Origin of the sequence: Sphingomonas sp. PP-CE-3A-406, assembly GCF_003688625.1 — a bacterium.
Lineage (GTDB): Bacteria > Pseudomonadota > Alphaproteobacteria > Sphingomonadales > Sphingomonadaceae > Sphingomonas.
The window spans coordinates 913,383-936,122 of sequence record NZ_RCWY01000001.1 but is presented as its reverse complement, the minus strand read 5'-3'; the positions used below and the strand labels follow the sequence as shown (position 1 = coordinate 936,122).

The window sequence follows — 22,740 nt, the reverse complement described above, 5'->3', positions numbered from 1 at the left end:
GGACGGGATGATCGGCGAATGATGATGACCCAGACCATGCGCTGGTTTGGCCCGCGCGATCCGGTGCCGCTCCAGGCCATACGGCAGGCCGGTGCGACCGGAATCGTCACGGCATTGCACGAAGTGGCCAATGGCGACGTCTGGAAGACGGACGCGATTGCCGCACGCCGGATCCTGATCGAAGAGGCTGGCCTCGAATGGAAGGTGGTCGAAAGCCTGCCCGTCGCCGAAGATCTGAAGCGGCGCACAGGCGACAGGGACCGGCTGATCGCGGCCTATATCGCCAGCTTGCGGAATCTTGCGGGGCAGGGCGTCGAGGTGGTGACCTATAATTTCATGCCGTTGCTCGACTGGACTCGGACCGATCTGAGCTGGGCGTTGCCCGACGGCGCCCGGGCGTTGCGGTTCGAGCTTCAGGCGCTCGCCACCTACGATATCCATATCCTGCGTCGCCCGAACGCCGACCGGGATTACGCGCCCGAGCTGGTTGCCAGCGCCGCCGAGCGGTTCGCGACGATGGACGCCGCCGCGCGCGATACGCTCGAGCGGACGATCATCGCCGGTCTGCCGGGCAGCGAAGAGAGCTTCAGTTCGGCGCAACTGCTCGAGCAGATCGAGACCTATGCCGAGGTCGACGCGGCGGCGCTGCGGGCGAACCATATCGCGTTCCTGGAGGCGGTGTGTCCGGTTGCCGAAGCGGAAGGCATCCGGCTGGTGGTGCATCCCGACGATCCGCCGTTTCCGATCTTCGGCTTGCCGCGCGTGGTGAGCACCGAGGCGGACGTGCGCACACTGGTGACAGCGGTGCCTTCGGTCGCGAACGGCCTGTGCTTTTGCAGCGGCTCGTTCGGCGCGCGCGCGGACAACGACTTGCCGGGCATCGTCCGGCGGCTCGGCGACCGCATCGGCTTCGTCCATTTGCGGTCGGTGCAACGCGAGCCCGACGGTGCCTTTTACGAGGCTGCGCATCTGCAGGGCGATGCTAACATGCCGGCGATCATGACCGAGCTGGCGGCCTTGCAGGCACGGACGGGCCGCAGCCTGCCGATGCGTCCCGATCATGGTCACCAGATGGCCGACGATCTGAACAAGCGGACCAATCCCGGCTATTCGTTGATCGGACGGCTTCGCGGGCTCGCGGAACTGCGCGGGTTGGAGCTAGGCTTGGCGTACGGCAGAGCGGCAGTCTGATGGTCGGCGGTGTGCCTCGACGATAGCTGGGCGGCGTCGATGCGGTCAGGAGTCGTCGCGATCGATACGCCGCCTATCGGAGCGATCGCACTGGTCAGCCGCCAACACGGCTTTTGGTTTGACATGATTGCGGCCGGTCCGTCATGGTATCGCTATCAGCGGCGGCTCGGAAGATTGTCGCGTTTACGATAGGAGATCACGGTGTCCGGCATCAGATCGAAGCGATCGCGCACGGCCTTGGCCCTGCAGCCACGCCGCGGGGGGACCGCGGCAACACCCTGACGCCTGCGACTATCGGGCAGGAGGTCGCGCCGGCGATGTCGCCCTCGGCCCCTATGGCCAGCGCAACCGCGTGATGCCCAAACACCCTCACCGAAAGTCCCTGGAGGACCATCGATGCCAAAAATCGTTTCCGCCCGAGTCATCGTTACCTGTCCGGGACGCAATTTCGTCACGCTGAAGATCGAATGCGACGACGGCACCACCGGGCTCGGTGACGCCACGCTCAACGGCCGTGAGTTGAGCGTCGCCAGCTACCTGACCGACCACGTCGTGCCGTGCCTGATCGGTCGCGACGCGCACCGGATCGAGGACGTCTGGCAGTATCTCTACAAGGGTGCGTATTGGCGTCGAGGCCCGGTGACGATGGCGGCGATCGCGGCAGTCGACACGGCGCTCTGGGACATCAAGGGCAAGCTCGCGGGGATGCCGGTGTACCAGTTGCTCGGCGGCGCGGCGCGCGATGCGTGCATGGTCTACGCGCACGCGAACGGCACGACGATCGAGGACACGATAGCGGTCGCCAAGGCGGAGCAGGCGAAGGGGTACAAGGCGATCCGGCTGCAATGCGGCGTGCCGGGGCTCGCCTCGACCTACGGCGTCGCGAAGCATGGCGCGCGCTACGAACCCGCCGATGCCGACCTGCCGAGCGAGAGCGTGTGGTCGACCGAGAAATACCTCCGCGTCGTGCCAGAGCTGTTCAAGGCCGCGCGCGAGGCGATGGGCTGGGACGTGCATCTGCTCCATGACATCCACCACCGGCTGACGCCGATCGAGGCGGGCCGGCTGGGCAAGGCGCTCGAGCCTTACAACCTTTTCTGGATCGAGGACCCGACGCCGGCCGAGAACCAGGAGGCGTTCAGGCTGATCCGCCACCACACGACGACGCCGATCGCGGTCGGCGAGGTGTTCAATTCGATCTGGGACGCGAAGGACCTGATCCAGAACCAGCTGATCGACTATATCCGCGCGACCGTCGTGCACGCGGGTGGCATCACGCACCTGCGCCGGATCGCGTCGCTCGCCGACCTGTACCAGGTGCGGACCGGCTGCCACGGCGCGACCGACCTGTCGCCGGTGGCGATGGCGGCGGCGCTGCATTTCGGGCTGTCGGTGCCCAATTTCGGCGTGCAGGAGCATATGCCGCACACCGACGAGACCGATGCCGTCTTCCCGCATGCATACACCTTCGACGACGGCATGATGCATCCGGGGGAGGCACCGGGGCTCGGCGTCGACATCGACGAGGATCTCGCCGCGACCTACGAGTACAAACGTGCCTATCTCCCGGTCGCGCGTCTCGAGGATGGCACGCTGTGCAACTGGTGACCGCCGCCGCCACGATCGAGAAACCGCGCGGCAAAGTGCGGTGGATCGTGTGTGCGCTGCTCTTCGCCGCGGTTGCGCTGAGCTATATCGACCGGCTCGTGCTGCCGGTGCTGAAGCCCGAACTCCAGGCGCGCTATAATTGGAGCGAGCAGGGTTATGCCGATCTCGCGATCGCATTCCAGGCGGCGTACGGCATCGCCTATGTGCTGTTCGGGCGGTTCGTCGACCGGGTCGGCGCGAAGATCGGCTATGCGGTCGCGGTAACGCTGTGGACGATCGGCCATGTCGCGCATGCGCTTTTCACCAGCGCGGGCATGATGATCTTCGCGCGCATCCCGCTCGCGATCGGTGAGGCCGGTGCGTTTCCGGCGGCACTGGCGGCGGCGAACGAGTGGTTTCCACAACGCGAGCGTGCGCTGGCGATCGGCATCTTCAACGCGGGCTCGAACGTCGGCGCGATCCTCACGCCGTTGATCGTGCCGGTGATCGCGGTGACGTTCGGCTGGCGGATGGCGTTCATCGCGACCGGCGCGCTGACCGTGATCTGGCTGGTCGCCTGGCTCGCCTTCTACCGATCGCCGCGCAAGCATCCGCGCATCACGCCCGAGGAACTGGCGTGGATCGAGGCCGATCCCGTCCCGGCCGCGAAGCCGGTCCGCTGGCGCACGCTGCTCCGGTTGCGACAGACCTGGGCGTATATGCTCGGTCGGTTCCTGATCGATCCGGTGTGGTGGACCTTCCTGTTCTGGCTGCCCGATTTCTTCAATCGGCAATACGGCGTGAAGATGCTCGATTTCGGCCCGCCGCTGGTCGCCGTGTACGTGCTGGCCGATGTTGGATCGGTCGCGGGCGGCTGGTTCTCGTCGCGACTGCTGGCACGCGGCCAGACGCCCAACCGCGCGCGAAAGACCGCATTGTTCGCCTGCGCGTTGTTCGCGCTGCCGATCATCTTCGCGGCGCAGGCACCGGGATTGTGGTGGGCGGTCGCGGCGATCGGCCTGGCGTGCGCATGCCATCAGGGCTTTTCCGCCAACGTGTACGCGATCCCCGGCGACCTGTTCCCGCGCGGCATGGGCGGATCGGTGATCGGTCTCGGCGGGCTGGCGGGGGCGTGCGGCGGGATGCTGATGGCGAAGTTCGCGGGCACGATCCTGGCGGGTGTCGGCAGCTATGGGCCGATCTTCGTGGTCGCCGGCTGCGCCTATTTCGTCGCGCTGCTGGTGATCCACTTGCTCGTACCGCAGTATACGCCCGTCGATCCGGAACGCCTTGCGTGAGCCTGCGCGACCCGGCCTGATCGGGCGGTGACCGCGAGACTGTCGGCGACGGGGCCGGGGGCTTGGCGAAATCGAACGCGGTCCGCGAACATGACCGTCTCGCGCCAGCGACCTGCCTGCGATCGCCACGCGTCGCGCGTCGCGGTCGTCAAGCGCGTGTGAGTGGCGGTTCGGACCAAGACGCGCGTCCGGTCTCCAATCTTCCGGCGATGCGGCGGCGGAAGGCGGGATCGGTGGGATCGGTGACGAGGATATCGTACCAGCCGCCGGTCTCGGCGAGCGACAACGGATGAGGCCGCCCGTCGCCACGCCAGCCGCGATGCGCCTTGGTATGGCGCAGCGATACCGCCTTCAGGCCCGGCGGCACCGTCACCGAAAGCGTTTCACGCGCCGGCTCGAGCCGCCACGACACGGCCTTGGCAGTCTTTTGCCCGGCGAAGTGGCGATGAAAGCCGTTCGGGCCGAGCAGCCACAGATCGTAGCGTCCTTCGTCGTCGAGCGGCCATGTCGCCGCGATGCGATCACCGGCGGCGAGCGTGTAGCGCCGCGGGATGTGGTCGAGACGATGGCGATCGTAGACGTGGACGACGACCGGCGCGCCGCGGCAGGCGAGGTCGAGCGTGATGCCCGTCGCGTCGATCCGCGCGATCGTCGCGTCCAGATCATAGGGGAGCGCGCGGGAGGGCCGGATACCCGGTTCCTGCGGCGGACGCGCACCGGCAGCGGGCGCGTGCGGTTCGGGTTGCCCCTTCAGCGCGGCGGCGCGTGCGGCCGTCGCGCGCGGGTCGGGCAGCGAGGCAGGGGCTGCGCCATTTGCGCGCGTGAAGTCGAATGCGGAGGTCAGGTCGCCGCAGACCGCGCGGCGCCAGGCCGAAATGTTGGGCTCTGCCACGCCGAAGCGCGTTTCGAGGAAGCGGATCACCGAGGTGTGGTCGAACACCTGCGAATCGACCCAGCCGCCGCGGCTCCACGGCGAGACGACGTAGCACGGTACGCGCGGACCCAGACCATAAGGCCGGCCGCGACATTCGGGCGTATCCGACTTGGCCTCGCCGGGGCTGGCGACATGATGATAGTCTGCGGCGGTGGCGATGCTCGACGTGCCCGCGAAACCGCCCGGCGCGCTGGCGTCGGGCGAGGGCGGTGCGGGCGGCGGCACGTGATCGAAGAAACCGTCATTCTCGTCGAACATCACGAACAGCGCTGTCCGTGCCCAGATTTTCGGATCGGCGGTCAGCGCGTCGAGCACCGCGGCGGTATAGGCGGCACCCTGCGCCGGGCTCGACGGGCCGGGATGCTCCGACCCGGCCGCATTCGCGATGATCCACGATACCTGCGGCAGCGTCCCGCCGACGACATCGGCGCGCAACCGGTCGAGCCCGTGCGTGGTCATCGCGCGATCGTGCAGCGGGGAGCCAGGCGCGGCGCCGCGATAGGCGGCGAACCCGGCCAGCGGGTTGTCGGTGAAATTGTCCGCCATGTCCTGATAGATCCGCCAGTCGATGCCGGCGGCCTGCAAGCGCTCGGGATAGGTGGTCCAGCGATACCCCTCGGGCCAGCCGCCATCGGCGGGCAGGCTGTCGTGCGAATTGCCGATCGCCGGGCCGCCGTGCGTGCCGGCGTGATCGTTGGTGCCGGTCCACAGCATGATGCGGTTGGTGTTGGTGCCGGTCTGGATCGCCGCGTGATAGGCGTCGCAGATCGTGAACGCCTCGGCGAGCGCGAACTGGAAGGGCAGGTCGGCGCGCGCGTAATGGCCGAGCGAGCGTTCGGTCTTGGCCGCGGGCCAGCGCGCCATCCGGCCGTGATCCCACGCCGCCTGCGCATCGGGCCAGGTATGCGGCGTGCCCGCCATGCGCATCAGCGCGAAATGCTCCTCGGTCGACAGATGAAACGGCGCGACGTGGCGGCCGTCCGCGGTTTCCTGCGACCAGATGTCACGGTTCTCCGGTAGCGGAATGGGTAGCGGATCGGCAAAGCCGCGGACGCCGCGCAAGGTGCCGAAATAATGATCGAAGCCGCGATTTTCCTGCATCAGGATCACGACATGATCGACATCGGCGATCGTGCCGGTGCGGACGTCGGCGGGGATCGCGAGCGCCCGCCCGATCGCGCTCGAGACGGTACCGGGCAGCACGCCCGTCGTGGCGGCGGCAAGCCCGGCGCCGATCAGCGTCCGGCGGGTGGGATGGTCGATCATCGTGGCTCCATCATCAGGTCGAGCCCGGCGAGCGCCGAGTCTCCGCGGACCCGCGCCGCATAGCGCAGCGCGCGCCTTCACGCGACGATAACGGCGGCTGATATGCTCGAATACTGAGAGCCGCTTCGCCGCACCTTAAGGCGGTGTCGCGGGAACGATTGGAAAGCCGAAGACGCAGGCGAAGTCCATCGGCGCAGTCACTTATGACCTGACCAGCAAGCCGAAAATTCCCAGACATTGCGGCCGTCACGATTGCAAAAGCGAGACGGCGCCCCGGCCGGAAAACGACCTAATTTCGGTTAAGATGATTTACTCGGCAAATGGCGTTGCGTTGCGCAACCTTCAAACTGAACGATGCGTTAACAGCCGACGGCATCGGTCTGTCTTGAAGACATTTGCATTGGGGTTGGTTTCTATTGTTTATTATGGCGATCGCCCTCGGTGGATGTTTGAAGGGGCCGCCGATCGAGTTTGGCCTTACCGAGGACACCGGCGGACATATCACCTACGCGTTGGGGGCGGCGCTGGCGTTGGCGGCGCGCGATGATGTCGACTCGGTGGAGATCGTCACGCGGCTGATCGAAGACGATGACCTCGGCGGCGCCTATGCCGTGCCGTACGAGCGGGTGTCGGCGAAGCTCGCGATCCGGCGTATCGCGACTGCGAACCGTCGTTATCTGGGCAAGGGGACCGGCGCTGCCGACCGCCCGGCCTTCGCGCAGGCGTTGATCGACCATATCGAAACGCTCGAGCGGCGGCCCGATGTGATCCACGCGCACTTCGCCGACGCTGCCGATGTCGCCATTCTGGTCCGCGAGCGGTTCGGCATCCCCTTCATCTATACCGCGCATTCGCTCGGCATCGAGAAGGCGGGGTGTTCGTCAGGCTCGAACGGGACGCTGGCGCCGCGGATCGCCGAAGAAGATCAGGCGATCGCCGCCGCCGACGCGATCATCGCGTCCTCGCGCGACGAGGCCGAGCGGCAGTTGATGCTGTATCCATCGGCGTGTCCGGCGAAGATCCACTGCGTGCCGCCCGGCGCGGGCCTCGCCGATAGCGCACCGGCAGACCCGACCAGAGCGAGGGCCTTGATCGCGCCGTTCCTGCGGGCACCCGACAAGCCGATCATCCTCGCCATCGCGCGTCCCGTCGCCAAGAAGAACCTGGTCGGGCTGATCGATCTGTTCGCGTCCGACGCGCGGCTCCGCGATCGTGCCAATCTCGTCATCGTCGCCGGGCTGCGCGACGGGCCCGATACCGGCGAGGACGAACAGCGAGCGGTCATCGGGGGGCTGCTGGCCGGGCTCGACAGGCACGACCTCTACGGGACGCTCGCCTTGCCCAAGCGCCATACCGCGGGCGATGTCGCCTCGCTCTATGCGCTCGCGCAGGAAACGGGCGGGGTGTTCGTCAATCCTGCGCTGACCGAACCCTATGGTCTGACGCTGACCGAAGCAGCGTTGCACGGTTTGCCGGTCGTCGCGACCTGTCATGGCGGCCCCGCGGATATCGTCGCAAGACTGGGGCACGGGTCGGTCGCGGACCCGCGCGACCACGCCGGTTTTGCCGCCGCGATCAACGCGCTGCTTGACGATCGGATCGCCTGGAAGCGTGCCTCGCGAGCAGGGCGCGTCAACGCCCGGATGCTCGACTGGAACGGCTATGCCGCGCGCTTCGTCGCGATCGTCGATGGTCTTCGCGCGATCCGGACGGTGAAGCCGCGACCGTCGCGGCTGTTGCTGTGCGATATCGACAACACGTTGACCGGATGCACGGTCGGCGCGCTCAGCATGGCGGCGTATCTGAAGACGCAGCCAAACCTCGCCTTCGGGGTCGCGACCGGGCGGTCCTTGCAGGAAGCGGAGCGGTTGCTCGGGGAATGGGGGCAGCCTGCGCCCGAAGTTCTCGTCACGTCGGTGGGTGCCGAGATCTATTGGCGTGATGGTGCGCGGCTGATCGCCGATGCCGAGTATAGCGCGCATATCGATGCAGGCTGGAATACCGATGCGGTCGACCGGCGGGTCTGCGGATTGGCGGGCGTCGAGCGCCAGCCGGCGGTCGAGCAGCGGCGTCACAAGCGCAGCTATTTCGCCGAAGAGCCTGCGGTGGTCGCCGCCATCCGCGCGGCTGTGGCGGACCTTCCGGTACGCGTCATCCACAGTCACGGCCGCCTGCTCGACATCGTTCCGGAGCGCGCGGGCAAGGGTGCGGCGATGACGTGGGTCGCAGGCAAGCTGGGGATCGCGCGCGATCATGTCTATGCCGCGGGCGACAGCGGCAACGATCTCGACATGCTCTCGATCTGCCGCAACGGCATTCTCGTCGCCAATCACAGCAGCGAGCTTGCCGGGCTGGTCGGACGCCCCACCATCTATCTCGCGCGGGGGGCGCATGCCGCGGGTATCGTCGAGGGTATGCGCGCCTTCGCGATGGAACGCGCGGCATGACGCGGCCGATCGGGTATTTCGTCCACCATCAGGGGCGCGGCCACGCCGAGCGCGCAGCGGCGATCGTCAACGCGTTGCCTTCCGACCGGCCGGTGGTGCTGTTCTCGGCGCGTGCGGATATCTTCCCGCCGCTCGCGTCGAACGTGACGATCCGCACGATCCCGTCGCTGTTCGAAGTGACGGGCGACGAACCGATCGGGTTGGCGAATGTCCGCACGCCGTCCAGCCTTCACTGCGCGCCGCTCGGGTGGAAGAGCATCACGCATGCGGTCGCGACGATCGCGACCTGGTTCGACGCGGCCCGTCCTGCGCTGTTCGTCACCGACGTCTCGGCGGAACTCGCGCTGTTGGCACGGATCGCGTCGGTCCCGTGCGTCAGCGTCCTCCAGCACGGCGACCGCAGCGATGCCGGGCATATGGCGGCGTATGAATCCGCGCTGGGCATATTGGCGCCCTATTCGGCAGCGCTCGAGCAACCGGGGCGGCCGGACTGGATGCTCGCCAAGACGCATTACGCTCCCGGCGTCGGGGTGGAGATCGACTCGATCGACCGGCGTGCGGCACGGGCCGCGCTTGGCCTGCCGCTCGACGCCGAGATCGTCGTCGTCGTCGCTGGTGGTGGTGGCAATGGTACGCCCGCGACGCCGCTCACGCTGGGTGCGCGCGCCGAACCGGACACGCTCTGGCTGACGATCGGCGCGGTCGAGCAGGAGTGGCACGCCACCGCGCCCGGCAACCTGCGGCATCTCGGCTGGGTCGACACGCCGGCGCTGTATATCGCGGCGGCGGACCGGGTCGTATCGTCGGCGGGCAATACGACGGTGCACATGATCGCGGCGATCGGCCGGCCATGGATCGTCGTCCCCGAATGGCGCTATTTCGACGAACAGCTGTGGAAGGCGCGAACGCTCGATCAGGCGGGGGCGGCGACCATGCTCGAGCATTGGCCGTCGCATGCCGGCGCGTGGATGGACGCCTGGACCCGTGCAGCGACGCTCGACCTGTCCCGTCAACACGCGCTGTATGCCGCCGATGCCGCGCGGGACGCGGCATCGTGGCTTGCCAAGGTCGCGGACGATGCCTGGGCGCAGCCGGTCGTCGCGCTCCCGCCCGACCCTGCTCCTGCCTCGACTCAATTTGCACCCTCTACTCACCATGCGAAAGCCTGACATGACCGTCTCGATCTGTACCCTCGCGCATGGCCGTGCGGCCCACCTTGCCAATGTCGTCCGGGCGCTCGACATGCAGACGACGGTGCCCGACGAACTCGTGATCGCGGTGATGCAGGCCGACGCGTACGACCTGCCCGAGACGCGGTTTCCGATCCGGCAGATCATGATCGGCGCCGACGGTATTCCGCTGGCCGCGGCACGCAATGCGGCGGCGCGGGCGGCGCAGGGCGAACAGCTGATCTTCCTCGATGTCGACTGCATCCCGGCGCCATCGCTCGTCGCGGACTATCTGGCTCAGCTGGGGGCGGTCGATGCGGTGCTGATGGGCGAGGTGCTGTACCTGCCATCGGGTGCGACCGCGGAGGGGCTAGATTTCGCACGGTTCGCAGCGCTCGGCGTCAAGCATTCCGAGCGGGCCGGGCCTCCGATCGAGGCCTTGGGAGACTGCACCGACTATCGCTGTTTCTGGTCGCTCAACTTCGCGATGCGGCGCGCGACGTTCCTCGCACTCGGCGGGTTCGACGAGCGGTATGTCGGCTATGGCGGCGAGGACACAGATTTCGGGCGGGTCGCGATGACCGCGGGCATCCCCATCCACTGGGTACGCGGCGCGCGCGTCTATCACCAATATCATCCGCACCACATGCCCCCGGTCCATCATGTCGACAGCGTGATCGCAAATGCGGCGCGCTTTCGCGACAAATGGGGGCATTTCACCATGGAGCATTGGCTGAAGGCCTTCACGCTCATGGGGTTGATAACGCTGCGCGAAGGCGAGCATGTGCGGCTTCGCACCGTGTCCGAGGAGGACCTAGCGCTGACCCGGCAACAGGTCGACCAGCCCTATGCGAGTACCTCCGTGGTGCTGGCGCAACTCGAGGCTCGGGCGCCAGCGATCGCGGCCGCATAGGCGCGTTTATACCCCTCGACCATTGCGGTCAGCGAGAACAGCCGGGTCACCCGGTCGCGGCATGCGGCGCGCGGGATCGCGGTAGCACGGTCGATCGCCTGCGCGAGCGAGGCGGCATCGGTCGCGAGCGCGCCGCAATCGCCGACCACCTCGCGCATCGCGCCGCGATCCAGCGCGGCAACCGGCACGCCGCACGCCAGCGCCTCGGCGGCGATCAGCCCGAACGGCTCATCCCACATCGGTGTCGATAGCAATACCGATGCCGTGCCGATCGCCTCGACCAGCGCGTCGCCGCCGAGATGGCCGCGATAAACGCGGGCGTGATCGAGCAGCGGCGCCACCCGGTCGCTGAAATACTCCATGCAGTCGATCGGCCCGACCACGTCCAGCTCGACCCCGGCCAAAATCGCCGCCTCGAGCGCGACCGCGGTGCCCTTGTTCGGGGTGATGCGGCCTGCCCAGATCGCCCGGCCATCGCCGACGGCGTGAAACCGCCACCGGGCCGTATCGATGCCGTTATGGACCACCGACACCGTGGCCGGCGGCGCCGTCCACCATGTTGCGAGATGCGCGTGCGACGTCACGGTCTGCCGCAGCCAGTTCGCGCTGGTATCCGCGACCGCGTTCGCCAGGCCGGCAAACGGGGGCACGTGGAGCGACGTCACCATCGCCGCGCGGTCGCGCTTCGCCAGGACATGCAGCGTCGGGTGCATCGTGTTGTTGTGGACGATGTCGTACGCGCCCGCGCCGATCGCCTCCCATGCCCTCCCGAACGCCGCATCCTGGAACGCGGTCAGTTGCGGCGTGCCATGCCACTGCGCCCAGGGCAGGACCGCCTCATAGTGGCGCTCGGCGATCGGGTGCAGAGGCAGCGCCGGGTCGCTGTCGCCGCTGGCGAACAGCGTGACGTCGTGCCCGCGCGCCACCAGCGCGGTGACGAGCTGATGGCAATGCGCTTCCATGCCACCCATGAACGGCATCGCGATCGGATGCCGCAGATGGGCGATGACGGCGATCCGCAAGGGGGCGGGGCGATCGGCCGGCTCAACCAAACCGTCATCGGTGGTCGTCGTGCTGCTGTCGAAGTCGTGGCGTGTCATAGCGGAGAAACCCACGACCGAAAGGATTGTGCCCGGACGCCGAGTGCGCGCTCGTACCGACTTGCCCGGAACTCTCGAACGAGACGCCGGGCTGACGTCGAGCAGCCAGTGCCACGCGGGACCTATTTGCGGCCAGTTAGGAAGGCGTTGGGCTTGTGCGGTCGCCGCACTGCTCATCACCGTCGACCGCACTGCGCGTTGGACCCAAGCTTGCTGCCCGTAGCCATATTCCCGCTCGTGTGTTGTTGCGAATTCGAAGCCGATGACGGTTGGTTCTACAAGGGGACCTATGAAAGGATGTTCGAAAACGTCCGCTAAGCTCACGGCGGCCTGTTTGGTAGCCTGCTACAGCGTGATCATGCTGACGAGTCAGTGGCTGCCGGGAGGACCTGTCCTACCATTACCGCTGGTCTTGCTCGGGGATGGAACGGCGATAGACTTGAACGATGCGACCCCCGAACTCAAACCAGCCGGCGACCAAGGCCGCATGGTCGGCCATTGCAGCGGGCGATTCCGCGTTTTTTCCAGGCGACGCGCTAGATTCCGCACAGGCAAGGCTGGGTGCTTGGGCCCTCTATCTTGGTCTGTTGGCAAGCGTGGCCATGCTGATCATCGGTGCGATCTTCGAGATCGGTCCGTTCGCCTGGAGCGAGGGGCTCGTCGATCGTCTGTTCGGGCACGATAGCGTCACGGTGGCCGGGCTCCCCGTGGTCGCGCTGACCTTGTGGTTGCCGCATGCGGTCCTGCGGTGGCTTCCCCGGCGTCCGGAACGCTCGTTTCTGTGCGGCATGCAGGACGCGCTCGATCCGAAACGCAATCCAAACTGGCGGTCGCGCTTGCCCACCAGCACGCAGAAAGCGCGGTCTTTGCGCCGCAGCCGCGCAGGTGCGCTTATCGCGGCGGGGGTTTTCGCCGTAGCCGCGGCGGCCGGCTATGTCCTCTTCGGCCGGACGCCGCCAGATGCGGGCAAACCGTTGCCAAGGCTGACAATAGCGGCACTGGCCCGCAAAGGTGGTGGCGAGATGCCACGCTATGCACGGCTAGCCGACGCGCTGCCGGGTTACGATCAGGCATGGCTACGGCGCTGGAATACGCGAACGAGCAGCTACGAGGACTATTACCTGCCGCTCCGCGCGCCTGGCCAATCCCCGACCGATCCGGTCACCGTCGTGATGCTGGCAAGCTATCCCGCCAGCGGAGCCGGGCCCGAAGCCGATCCGCCGGTCCCGCCGATCGACGGGGCGCTTTCGATGGTGCGCCTGCCGACGTGGATGCGCGCCAGGATGCGGGAGCATGGCTTCGAATTGGCCGAGAATGCGGTGTTGCTGCGGCGTATGGCGCTGGAGGGGCGTATGCCCGCCGCGGACGACGTCGGGCAGGTATTATCGGTTATTTTTGGCGGTACGCTGACCCTGTGCTGCCTGATGATGGCCTGGCTGTGGACGCGTGCGCTGCGCACGATGCAGCCTGAGCGGTGAATGCCGCTACGCCGGCGCGACAAATCGGCACCTCTGCCAGAGCCACGCGCAGCGGGGCGGTGTCGATTTCGCGGCTCACCTTGATCCCGCCGAGCTACGCGGAGATGCGCAAGGCTGCAGCATGACAGCGGCGTAGATCTCGACGTCTACGCTGATCAGCATCCCCACCTTGCTTCGCTCCACAATCACCAAGGTCGCCGTACCCATGCCGTTGGGCGTTCGCGGCGAGCGCGGGCGGCGGAAACGATGTCAGTTCGGCAACCAAGGTATGATCAGGATGAACTGATGGTGGTGCCCAAGGATATTTCTCTCGAGGTAGCAATGGTCTCGACAGGACCACTTCCGATTGACGAACCGCGACGTCCAATTCAGGATGTTCAACAGCGGTCGAGACCGCCGGGGGTATCATGATCAAGTTTTCGTCTTCGTCGAAGCGCACGACGCCGGGGCGCAAGCTCGCCATGACCATCCTGCTGGGGCTGCTGCTGTCCATACCGCTCTTCGCCACCTACCTGCTGGTCTATGACCGCGAGAGCCAGTCGCAGGTCGCGCGCACGTCAATCGTCGAGGGCTGGGGGGGCCCGCAGCGCATCGCCGGGCCGTTCCTGGTCATTCCGTTCAGCCGCGTGGTAACGCGCGATGCGGTCGAAAGCGGGCGCACCGTCCGACGGACCGATCGTGAGGACAAGCTGTTGTTCGTCGCGCCGACGCGCTCGGCGATCCGCACTCGGATCGATGCGGAACGGCGGCATCGCTCGATCTACGAAGCGGTAGTGTATCGCTCGCGCGTCCAGATCGCCGGCCAGTTTCGCCTGCCCGACTTTGCAGCACTGAACATCCCGCCGGACAGCCTGCGCCTGGCGGATGCGGAGATCCGCGTCGGGATTGGCAACGCCAAGGGACTTGCGGGGTCGCGGCCGGCGATCCGCGTCGACGGCCGCACGCTGCCGCTGATCCCGGGGGCCAGCCTGGCGACGACCAGCGGCAGCGGCTTCACCGGGCGGGGGCCGATCGCGGCAGGTGTCGGGGTAGCGAACGCGGCGCTGCTGTTCGATGTCGCGTTCGATCTGCGTGGCAGCGACGAACTCTCGTTCTTGCCCTCTGCCGAACAGACCAGCATCGACGCGCTCTCCGCCTGGCCGCACCCGTCGTTCACCGGGGCCTTCCTGCCGAACCGGACACCAGGAGCGTCGGCGTTTCCGGCGAACTGGCAGATCGGCAATCTTGCGCTGAACCGGCCGGTCGTGACGATCGGCGAGCAGGAGATGGGGGCGGACGAAGCGGTGACGATCGGGCTGCTCGACCCGATCAATCTCTATTCTCAGGTCAATCGCGCGACCAAATACGGCTTCATGTTCATCGGCTTTACATTCCTCGCACTGCTGATGTTCGACATCATCGGCGGCGCGCCGGTGCCGGGTGTCGCCTATCTGCTGATCGGTGCCGGGCTGGTGCTGTTCTTCATCCTGCTGCTGGCCCTCGCCGAGGTGATCGGGTTCCTCGGCGCCTATCTGGTCGCCAGCCTCGCGATCGTCGCGCTGATCAGCAGCTATTCCGCGGCGATCCTGCAAAGCTGGAGGCGGGCGGGCGTGGTCGCGGCGCTGCTCGCCGGGCTCTACGCGGTTCTGTATGTGTTGCTCAGCCTCGAAGCCTATTCGCTGCTGATCGGCTCGGGCATGTTGTTCGCTGCGCTGGCGGGCGTGATGTACGCCACCCGTCGGATCGACTGGGGCGGCGTCGCGGCATCCGACGAAGAGGATGCCGCGCTCGGCTAGGCGATAGGTCTCAACGCTGCGATTCCGCAAATTCCAGGGCATCGCCGATCGTGTCCAGCGTCGGCACCGCACGCGCGGGCAAGGTCTTCCAGCGGACCTTGCCGAGGGTTTCGTCCTCGATCGTGCCGGTCGTGACCTTGGCCCGGTGGGTCAGATAATTCGCGCTGAACAGTTCGGTCTCGCCACTGCCGCGGTGGGTGTAGTCGCGGTCGAAGCCAATGAGCCGGAAGTGCGCGCCGTCCCATCGGAACGACAGGGTGTTGGTGCTGGTCCCCCAGCCGCCCATGCTGCGCCAGACACCCAGCCGAAGACGGATGATGCCGGCGCTGACCGTCAGGCCGTCCTCGCCAAGTGGATCGTCCATATACGGATCTTCGAGCCGCGGGATGACGGCGGCGTTGACGACCCGCAGCGTGTATCCAGCCGGAGCACCAACCGCAGCGATTAGCACGCGCGGGTTGGTATCGAGCGGCCCTCCTCCGCCATCATTACCGATCACGCAACGTTTGTCCGTACCCCTCAGCACCGCGACGATATCGGGACGGCCGTCCTTGTCGATGTCGGCTCGCACGGATCGTTCCACCTTCCACCCGGGCGGGGCGAAGCCTGCGGCGGAGGCGGCGACACGTCCGGGTTTCGGTAACGCGGGCAGCGTCATCGGCGGAATTTCCAGCGCCTCGCCGGGCGAGGACGGTTGGGTTACAGCGATGCAGATCGCAGCGGCAGCAAGAGCAGGCATTGTCGCGTATCCTGTCGACGGGGGGCATACGGGCGGCGGTTTGAGCACGAGCAGACGTTCGACCCGACGTACCAACTTCCGCAGTCTACAGCCGCACCGACCGGATCAGAAGCACGCGCTGGGGAATTCGACAAAGACTTTGCAGCGGCAGCTTGGACGATACGGTGATTGCCGGCATCGTCACGCTGCATGGCATCAGCAGAGCGATGTATGCAGGGCCGGCTGCTTGAACATAAGGCTTCCAGCTGGTTTGAGACAGGCAGGACCGGGCCGCCGCGCTACGCTTTTTTCGCGGTCGAGGGCGATGGGATCACTGCAAGCGACGGCTTTACGGTTTCGATGAAGGCGTGGTCCTATCCCTGCGCGGATAGGACTGCTCATACGGTCATGTAGAACGCCGCACCGTCATCATGGTCGGCGCGCTGTAGCGCGCACACGCCCCTTGCGGTCGATCACGGCCCAACGTCCGCCGCCCATAGTGGAATGTTCGTCGTCGAGCCTTTGCTCCTTGCATCCGGTGCAGACCTCGGCCCGACCATGATCGAACGGATAGCCCCAGTCATATCCGGTCACGATAACGGGACGCAGGGCGTGATCATAATAGACGAGCTTGCCGTGGCGAAGTCCGCGTACCAGCCCCTCCCTGAAATAGTCCGCGCCGTTATCTAGGATGAAGACGCTCACGGCTCGCCCGTCGCGCCTGACATAGGCGATCCCGCCGCCGGTTCGGGCACCGCCTATACGCACCTCCGCCAGGCCGCCTTCGAAGGTCATGCGGGCGAGATGTGCGGGGTCGATATGCGGGACGTCATCCTCGATCCGTGCGCAGGGCCCGTGTGGTTCCAACTCGCCGCCCCGCGCCGCATAGGCGCAATCCAGCGAAAAGGCCGCTGCTGGCGGGGAGGCCGTAAGCAGCGTCATGGCGAGCGCGGCGATCACGATACCCGGTCTTCCGGCGCGACCTGCGAATCGCTCTTACACCGGAGGATAATCACACGGAAACTTCCCTGCCGTTTGAAACGTGTCCGAACATCGATACCGCCCGCCGTAACAGTCGTCCGTGCCGATATGCCGCATTGACCCAAGATAAGCGACCGCGCCATGGTGACGTCATGCGCGACGCCTTCATCACTCGCACCGCCCAGTTCCTGCCTGGGCCACCGATCAGCAACGCGATGATGGCCGATCATATCGGTCACCTGTCCCCGCAATCGGATCGCCTGGGACGGCTGGTTCTGCGGCAGAACCGCATTCGCACCCGCCATTATGCGATCCGGCCCGACGGGACCACCGACTGGACGCTGGCGACTCTGGCTGCGGTGGCGGTTCGCACGCTGCTGGCGGATGCGGAGATCGACCGGCGGGAGATCGGCTATCTCGCTACCGCGACGACGCAGAACGATCTGCTGGTGCCCGGGCTGGCAAGCGGGGTCCACGCCGCGTCGGGTCTGCCGCCGCTGGAAATCGCGAGTATGCAGAGCGTTTGCGCAAGCGCGATGATGGCACTGAAATCGACCGCGCTGCAGATCCGTGCGGGGGAGCACCGCGCCGGTATTGCCGTCGGCGCCGAGTTTGCCAGCCGCTATTTTCGCCCCGGCCAATATCGCGGCACGGCCACGCTAGGCGAAGACGGCACGCTGCCTGCTGACGCCGAATTCCTGCGCTGGACCTTGAGCGACGGCGCGGCTGCACTGGTCGTCGAGGACCGGCCGGCACAGAGCGGCCTGTCGCTGCGCATCGACTGGATATCGGTGCGCTCCTTCGCCGATCGTTTCGGCCCGTGCATGACCGGCGGCAGCGCGCCCGGCCCAGGCGGCGCGGTCCTGCCGTGGAGCCTGCACGACGGCGCCGAGGCCGCCGCGCGAGCCGGCGCGTTTCAGTTGCGACAGGACGTCGACACACTGCACCGGATGCTGCCGGTATGGCTGGGCGAATTGATGCGGCTGGTCGACGAGGGCAAGGTCGACACTGGTAAGGTCGACTGGTTCCTCTGCCATTTCTCCGCGCATTCGTTGCGCGAGGAGATGGTCCGGCTGGCCGAGCGGGCAGGGTGCATGATTCCCGAGGAACGGTGGTTCACCAACCTCTATGACAAGGGCAATGTCGGTGCGGCGGCGCTGTTCCTGTTGCTCGACGACCTGATGCGCTCAGGGCGGCTCGTACCCGGCCAACGAATCCTGTGCGCCGTACCCGAAAGCGGCCAGTGCGTGATGGCGTATGCGGCGTTGACCGTGGTGGAGGGGGAAAGATGAGCATGACCGACCAGATCGAGGCGACCAACCGCGGTCTCGCCCGCGTATGGATAGAATTCGAAAGCGCGCTGATCCAGGTGCCGGTGATCGCGCGCCTGACCGGTGGGCGCCTGCGCCTCGAGGAGTATCGCAGCCTGCTGCGCAACCTGCGTCAACAGGTGGTCGAGGGTGGCCGCTGGATCAGTCGCGCCGCGTCCAGCTTCGGTCCGGCGCACGAGGACCTGCGTGCGATGTTCATCACCCATGCTGCCGCCGAGCATCGCGATTATCGCCTGCTCGAACAGAATTACGTCGTCGCCGGTGGCACGCTCGAGGAGATCCGGTCGGCGCCCAAGAATATCGGGACCGAGGCACTGAACGCGTTCATGTATCAGGCGGCATCGCAACCCGACCCGGTCGGCCTGCTCGGCGCGATGTTCATCATCGAAAGCCTGGGCAATCGCCTGGCCGGACCGTGGGCGGACAAGCTTGCTGCACAGCTCGACCTCGCGCCCGATGCGCTCACGTTCCTGCGGTATCATGGCGAGAACGACGTCGCGCATATGGCCGAGTTCGACCACGCTCTGACGTTGGCGGTGGGATCGGGCGGCGAGACGGCATCCGCGGCGATCGTCCGCCATGCGCAAATCGTGGCGCGGCTGTACCGGCTCCAGCTCGAGGAGCTGGACAATGGCTGAGTATGCCGTCCCCGGCCATGATCCGAACGATCCCGACCCCTGGCTGGCGCTGGCGCTGGACCGCTCGCTGCCGTTCGAGCCCATAGCCAAGGCGGCGTTGATCCGGGACCAATCCTCGCGCTGTCGGCAATTCCTGCTTCCGCTGGTGCGGCCGTTCGCGCGGCTGACGATCATCCTCGCCCAGCTGGTCCACACGATCAGCCCGCGCTGGCCCCATGCGCCCAGGTTCCTGCACCGGTCGATCGCACTGGGCATGAAGCATTTCCTGTCGCGCGACGCCAATCTGTTGATCCTGCGTCACTTCCACCTTGGTGCGCAGGTCCTGCGGTTCATCTCGGACAATGCCACGCCGGGTTTCCATCCGCCGCTGAAACCCATGACGCCGCGTCGGATCGACGATGTGCGCGAGGACCTGTTCCTCAATCACGATCTCAACATCTACAATTATCTGATCGGCCTCAACCGCGAGCTGGAACGACGCGGCACCAGCGTCGCACGCGTCGACAGGATTGATTTCTCCGCGATCACCGACGAGATCGTGCTCGATCCGTTGCCCAACGGCCGACTCAACATCGTCGATCTGCAGACCGCGATCGAGCTTTACACGCCGGCCTACGCGATGCTGTTGACCGATCGCGATTTTTGGCGCGCCGCCAATTCGCTACAGCTCGACGAGACGATCGGGCTCTACGTGGCGCGGCTGACGGGCGAGGAAAAGCATCTGGCGATGATCAACAATCGCCACCCGCTCGTGCCCTTCTCGACGTTGGGTGCCGGTTTCCGGCTCGTGCTGCACGGATTGTCGACCGAGGTGCTTCACGGCTTTCTGCGCGAACTCAAGGCGCGCCAACGCGATCAGCCGATACCGGCTGCGACTACCGCTCCATAAGGCTCCGAGCTTCCGTGTGGCGGGGAACGGTAAAATACCCACGGCGGCAGGTCCGTTCGGCAACGCTCGCGCCCCAACTCGAACAGACGATCATTATCGTCTCGCTGTCCCCCTTCGCTAGCGGCGCTCAACCTCGGTGACAGGGTGCACCGACGGCACCCGCCGATCGAGATGGGCGGCTGGTTGGTGGTGGTCTTCGTCATACCGGATGCTGCCCGAGCAGGCCAGTTCGCCCTGCTCGTATCGATGCTGCGGCAATGCCGCAAATGGCCTGCGATGCGCCGGCACCGTTCGCAACGTGGTATCAGATCGCCGACTGGTGCTGCTACAGAGTATCGGCTTGGGTTCGATCGATATCTCCGGCATGATCGATGCCATGGCCCAAACCCCATCTCTCACCGTCCTGCCCGATCCGGACCGCGCTTCGACGACGGACCCCTTGCGCGTGAGCATTCCCGTGCGCCTTGCCGCTGCGCTCCTGCTTGCCACGGGTGCCGCTCCGGCCGCTGCGTGGGAACCGGTTGCGCTTCCCAATGCGGTCAAGGCCAAGCTGCCTGCCGGATATATCGTACGCGTGGCGTCCTGCAGTCGTACTTTGGACCCACCGCAGCCGATCTGCATCGTTGTCGTCGCACGGCCTGACGAAGGCGGACAGCCGGGGGCGGCGGTACGAAAAGCGCCCGCTCGTCCATTGCTGGTCTATCGCCTTTCGGGCGGCGTCGCCAAGCTGATCGACCGTAACGACCGCATCGTCCTGCGTCGCGACGAAGGCGGACAATGCGACCCGGTCGAAGACGCCGGGCATATCGCGATCAAAGGCCGTTACTTCACGCTCGAGAGCGGGGTCGCGTGCGGCCAACACTGGACGGACTTCACCACGTTCCGTTTCGATCCGGCGCTGCGGTCGTTCGTGTGGCAGAACCGAATCTTCGAATCCTTACGCCTGAACAGCGACGCTGGACCGAATGCTCAGGCATTGGTCTCCGACGGGCGAAAGGTCACGCGTGCAGACCCGAGGCACCCGATACGACTTGAGGCCTATCGTCCGCGGTGATCGCGCGATGTCGCGTACCACCAGATAGGGACCGCGCGCCCGCGGCGCGCGGCTGCTGTTACCGTCGCGCGCTGTCAACCGGTGATGAGATGGAGGGTCCGGGGGGCGGGGGCGATGGTGACGCCGCGGCCCCAGTCGAAGGCGAAGAAATCCTGTTCGACGCCATCCGCGAAGATCACTCCGCCGTCGTTCATCCGCGACGTGACCGCGAGCGGCATGCCCGCGAGTTTGCCGGCCCGCAGCGAGGTCGCGGTCGCCACGCTGGGGAAGGGTTCGCGCACGAAAAATCCGACCGCGCGCTCCTGCGGATCGAGCGGGAGCGCGGCATGCGTCGCCTCCATGATCGAGCGTGCCCAGCCAGTGGCGCCGGTCCCCGACGCAACGATCAGCCCACTCGACGAGTGGTCCTCGGCCTGGTCGCCGCACGTGATCCGGTAGCGCGCGGACTGGTGGCTGCGATGACCGACGAACACCTCGTTCAGCGCCAGCAGCCGTTCGCCGGTATCCAATCGCGCTTCGACCATCGTCCGCTGCTCGGCAGGCGCCGCACCCGCGACGCTCGCAGGCAGCAGCGCGGACAGGCGCGCGAGCGGCACGCGCACCAGGACGCCGTCGTACAAATCGGGAGCGGGGTTGAGCCCGAGCACGGGCTGCCCGTCGAGATACTTGGCAACGTTGGCGACCAGCCCGTCCTGCCCGACGGCGACGATCACGTCCTCCGGACCGAACAGGAATCGGTCGAGATCGGCACGAGCGACACTTGCCTGGCGCCAGTCGTCGGGGACGAGCGAGCGAGCCTCATGCAGCGTGGCGTGGAAGCGGCGGTGCCGATCCTCGATCGCGTCGATGTCCTGGCCCCGCGTCTCCAGAAAGAACTTCGCCTGCCCACGCGTCGCGTGCCGCGCGAGCAGGAGGTCATAGTCGGTCTCGCGGGTGACGAAGACCGCGCGCGGGGCGTTGGTCGCCATCAGCGGGGCAGCGCAGTCTGCGCCGCCGGGGCCGGCTGTGCATTGCGGAATTCGCCGAGCACGGTGGCGAGCAGATCGGGCGTTATGTTCAGATGCTCGATCGTATCGAGCTTGCCCGCCAGTTCGCGCGCGGCGAGCCCGAGCATTACGCCTGGTGGCAGGTCGCGGTAGATCGTCATCCGGGCTTGCTCCGCTTCCGCCTTGGCGCTCTCGATCGTGCGGATGCGCTCGGCTTCCGCCCCCGCCTCGACCTGCTGCGCCTCGGCCAGACCGGTTGCGCGGTTGCGTGCGTTCTCTGCCTCCTGCGTGATGAGCAGCATCTCGCGGCGTGCAAGCTCAGTGCGGTTGGCGAGTTCGTTCTCGGCGATCGCACGCTCCTTCTCGACCGCGAGCGCACGGCGTTCGAACGTCGCCTGATCAGCCTTCTGCTGGAGTGCCTCGAACGTCGGGGTCTGGAGCGCGCGTTCGAGTTCGCTCGATGGCGCGAGGTTCGTCAGGCGAACCGCAGTGACCGCGATGCCGATTTCGTTCAGCGCCGGATCGTTGGCGAGCGCAGCTTCGAGCTGGTGACGCAGCGGCTCGGGACCGGCATCGAGCAGCGCCCGCACCGAGCCCTGCGCGAGATATTGCAGCGCCGCCTGGTTGACGAGCCCGGCCAGCCGGGTCTCGATCCGCTGGATTGGTTCGCTCTTATAGGCACCGGTGAGCAGGCCGAGGCTGAAGTCGACGCGCGAGGCGAGCAGTTCGGGATCGGCGACGTGCCAGGTCAGCGTGCCCTGGATCGCCACGCTCTGGAAATCCTGGCTGCGACCCTTCACGAATATCGCCATCTCGCGGTCGTCCATCGGCAGTTCGGCGATGCTGGCAGTCTCCGGACGGAACCAGAAGACGAGCCCGCGGCCGCTCTGCTTAACCTTGCCGCTGCGGTAGCGGATGACGTGGTTGCTCGCATCGCTGCGCAATTGGGCGAGGAAACCGAGGTTCTTGATCGAGGCCATGACGG

At 66.6% G+C, this 22,740-nt stretch carries 19 protein-coding genes; 12 read left to right on the top strand and 7 right to left on the bottom strand.

Annotated elements, in window-relative coordinates:
• The first annotated feature begins 21 nt into the window (after window positions 1-21).
• From uxuA to C8J44_RS04070, 3 genes are all read left to right on the top strand, one after another.
• Window positions 22-1,191 (top strand): mannonate dehydratase, encoded by a 1,170-nt coding sequence (gene uxuA / locus C8J44_RS04085; protein ID WP_259466697.1) that lies wholly within the window; start codon window positions 22-24, stop codon window positions 1,189-1,191.
• A gap of 396 nt (window positions 1,192-1,587) precedes the next feature.
• Window positions 1,588-2,799 carry a D-mannonate dehydratase ManD gene (gene manD, locus C8J44_RS04075; protein WP_121903429.1) on the top strand — a complete coding sequence of 404 codons (1,212 nt, stop codon included), beginning with the start codon at window positions 1,588-1,590 and terminating at the stop codon, window positions 2,797-2,799.
• On the top strand, window positions 2,787-4,076 hold the full coding sequence (locus C8J44_RS04070) for an MFS transporter (protein WP_404969177.1): 1,290 nt from the start codon (window positions 2,787-2,789) through the stop codon (window positions 4,074-4,076). Before manD ends, C8J44_RS04070 begins: the two co-directional genes overlap by 13 nt.
• A 148-nt stretch (window positions 4,077-4,224) precedes the next feature.
• Here the strand turns inward: C8J44_RS04070 and C8J44_RS04065 are convergent, their stop codons facing one another.
• Window positions 4,225-6,276 (bottom strand): phosphocholine-specific phospholipase C, encoded by a 2,052-nt coding sequence (locus C8J44_RS04065; protein WP_121903428.1) that lies wholly within the window; start codon window positions 6,274-6,276, stop codon window positions 4,225-4,227.
• A 425-nt stretch (window positions 6,277-6,701) separates the two neighbouring features.
• Between C8J44_RS04065 and C8J44_RS04060 the strand changes: the two genes are divergently transcribed.
• Genes C8J44_RS04060 through C8J44_RS04050 form a run of 3 tightly spaced genes read left to right on the top strand, consistent with a single transcriptional unit; the run spans window position 6,702 to window position 10,805 of the window.
• Window positions 6,702-8,723, top strand: a complete 2,022-nt coding sequence (locus C8J44_RS04060; protein WP_121903427.1) for an HAD-IIB family hydrolase — start codon at window positions 6,702-6,704, stop codon at window positions 8,721-8,723.
• The gene (locus C8J44_RS04055; protein WP_121903426.1) at window positions 8,720-9,892 is read left to right on the top strand and encodes a glycosyltransferase; all 1,173 of its coding nucleotides are present in this window, start codon (window positions 8,720-8,722) and stop codon (window positions 9,890-9,892) included. Before C8J44_RS04060 ends, C8J44_RS04055 begins: the two co-directional genes overlap by 4 nt.
• A gap of 1 nt (window position 9,893) precedes the next feature.
• On the top strand, window positions 9,894-10,805 hold the full coding sequence (locus tag C8J44_RS04050; RefSeq protein ID WP_121903425.1) for a glycosyltransferase family 2 protein: 912 nt from the start codon (window positions 9,894-9,896) through the stop codon (window positions 10,803-10,805).
• Here C8J44_RS04050 and C8J44_RS04045 read toward each other — a convergent pair.
• Window positions 10,739-11,905 (bottom strand): glycosyltransferase, encoded by a 1,167-nt coding sequence (locus C8J44_RS04045; protein ID WP_220683076.1) that lies wholly within the window; start codon window positions 11,903-11,905, stop codon window positions 10,739-10,741. The genes C8J44_RS04050 and C8J44_RS04045 overlap by 67 nt on opposite strands.
• Window positions 11,906-12,492: 587 nt before the next feature.
• On the opposite strand from C8J44_RS04045, the gene C8J44_RS04040 reads away from it, so the two are divergent.
• Complete coding sequence (locus C8J44_RS04040; protein ID WP_147453122.1) at window positions 12,493-13,383, top strand: hypothetical protein; 891 nt, start codon at window positions 12,493-12,495, stop codon at window positions 13,381-13,383.
• A 407-nt stretch (window positions 13,384-13,790) separates the two neighbouring features.
• Window positions 13,791-15,158 (top strand): cell envelope integrity protein CreD, encoded by a 1,368-nt coding sequence (gene creD, locus C8J44_RS04035; RefSeq protein ID WP_121903423.1) that lies wholly within the window; start codon window positions 13,791-13,793, stop codon window positions 15,156-15,158.
• 10 nt (window positions 15,159-15,168) lie between these two features.
• On the opposite strand, the gene C8J44_RS04030 is transcribed toward creD, so the two are convergent.
• Both C8J44_RS04030 and C8J44_RS04020 read right to left on the bottom strand, forming a co-directional pair.
• On the bottom strand, window positions 15,169-15,897 hold the full coding sequence (locus C8J44_RS04030; protein WP_147453121.1) for a hypothetical protein: 729 nt from the start codon (window positions 15,895-15,897) through the stop codon (window positions 15,169-15,171).
• Window positions 15,898-16,305: 408 nt separating this feature from the next.
• Window positions 16,306-16,836, bottom strand: coding sequence for a hypothetical protein (locus C8J44_RS04020; RefSeq protein WP_121903420.1), 531 nt, complete (start codon window positions 16,834-16,836; stop codon window positions 16,306-16,308).
• 173 nt (window positions 16,837-17,009) lie between these two features.
• Here C8J44_RS04020 and C8J44_RS04015 point away from each other — a divergent pair, with 173 nt between their 5' ends.
• Genes C8J44_RS04015 through C8J44_RS04005 form a run of 3 tightly spaced genes read left to right on the top strand, consistent with a single transcriptional unit; the run spans window position 17,010 to window position 19,715 of the window.
• Entirely contained in the window at window positions 17,010-18,149 is a 1,140-nt protein-coding gene (locus tag C8J44_RS04015; RefSeq protein WP_121903419.1) for a 3-oxoacyl-[acyl-carrier-protein] synthase III C-terminal domain-containing protein, read from the top strand.
• A 2-nt stretch (window positions 18,150-18,151) separates the two neighbouring features.
• Window positions 18,152-18,826: an iron-containing redox enzyme family protein gene (locus C8J44_RS04010; RefSeq protein WP_220683075.1), complete on the top strand. Its 675-nt coding sequence runs from the start codon at window positions 18,152-18,154 to the stop codon at window positions 18,824-18,826.
• Complete coding sequence (locus C8J44_RS04005; protein ID WP_121903417.1) at window positions 18,819-19,715, top strand: DUF6999 family protein; 897 nt, start codon at window positions 18,819-18,821, stop codon at window positions 19,713-19,715. The genes C8J44_RS04010 and C8J44_RS04005 overlap by 8 nt, the downstream gene beginning before the upstream one ends.
• 117 nt (window positions 19,716-19,832) lie before the next feature.
• Here C8J44_RS04005 and C8J44_RS18115 read toward each other — a convergent pair whose 3' ends face one another.
• On the bottom strand, window positions 19,833-20,093 hold the full coding sequence (locus C8J44_RS18115; protein WP_147453120.1) for a hypothetical protein: 261 nt from the start codon (window positions 20,091-20,093) through the stop codon (window positions 19,833-19,835).
• Here C8J44_RS18115 and C8J44_RS04000 point away from each other — a divergent pair.
• Window positions 20,080-20,769: a hypothetical protein gene (locus C8J44_RS04000; protein WP_147453119.1), complete on the top strand. Its 690-nt coding sequence runs from the start codon at window positions 20,080-20,082 to the stop codon at window positions 20,767-20,769. The two genes, C8J44_RS18115 and C8J44_RS04000, sit on opposite strands and share 14 nt — an antisense overlap.
• Window positions 20,770-20,843: 74 nt before the next feature.
• Here C8J44_RS04000 and C8J44_RS03995 read toward each other — a convergent pair whose 3' ends face one another.
• Together C8J44_RS03995 and C8J44_RS03990 are read right to left on the bottom strand one after the other, a co-directional pair.
• Window positions 20,844-21,737, bottom strand: a complete 894-nt coding sequence (locus tag C8J44_RS03995) for an NAD(+)/NADH kinase (protein WP_121903415.1) — start codon at window positions 21,735-21,737, stop codon at window positions 20,844-20,846.
• Complete coding sequence (locus tag C8J44_RS03990; protein WP_121903414.1) at window positions 21,737-22,735, bottom strand: SPFH domain-containing protein; 999 nt, start codon at window positions 22,733-22,735, stop codon at window positions 21,737-21,739. The genes C8J44_RS03995 and C8J44_RS03990 overlap by 1 nt, the downstream gene beginning before the upstream one ends.
• Window positions 22,736-22,740: the final 5 nt, after the last annotated feature.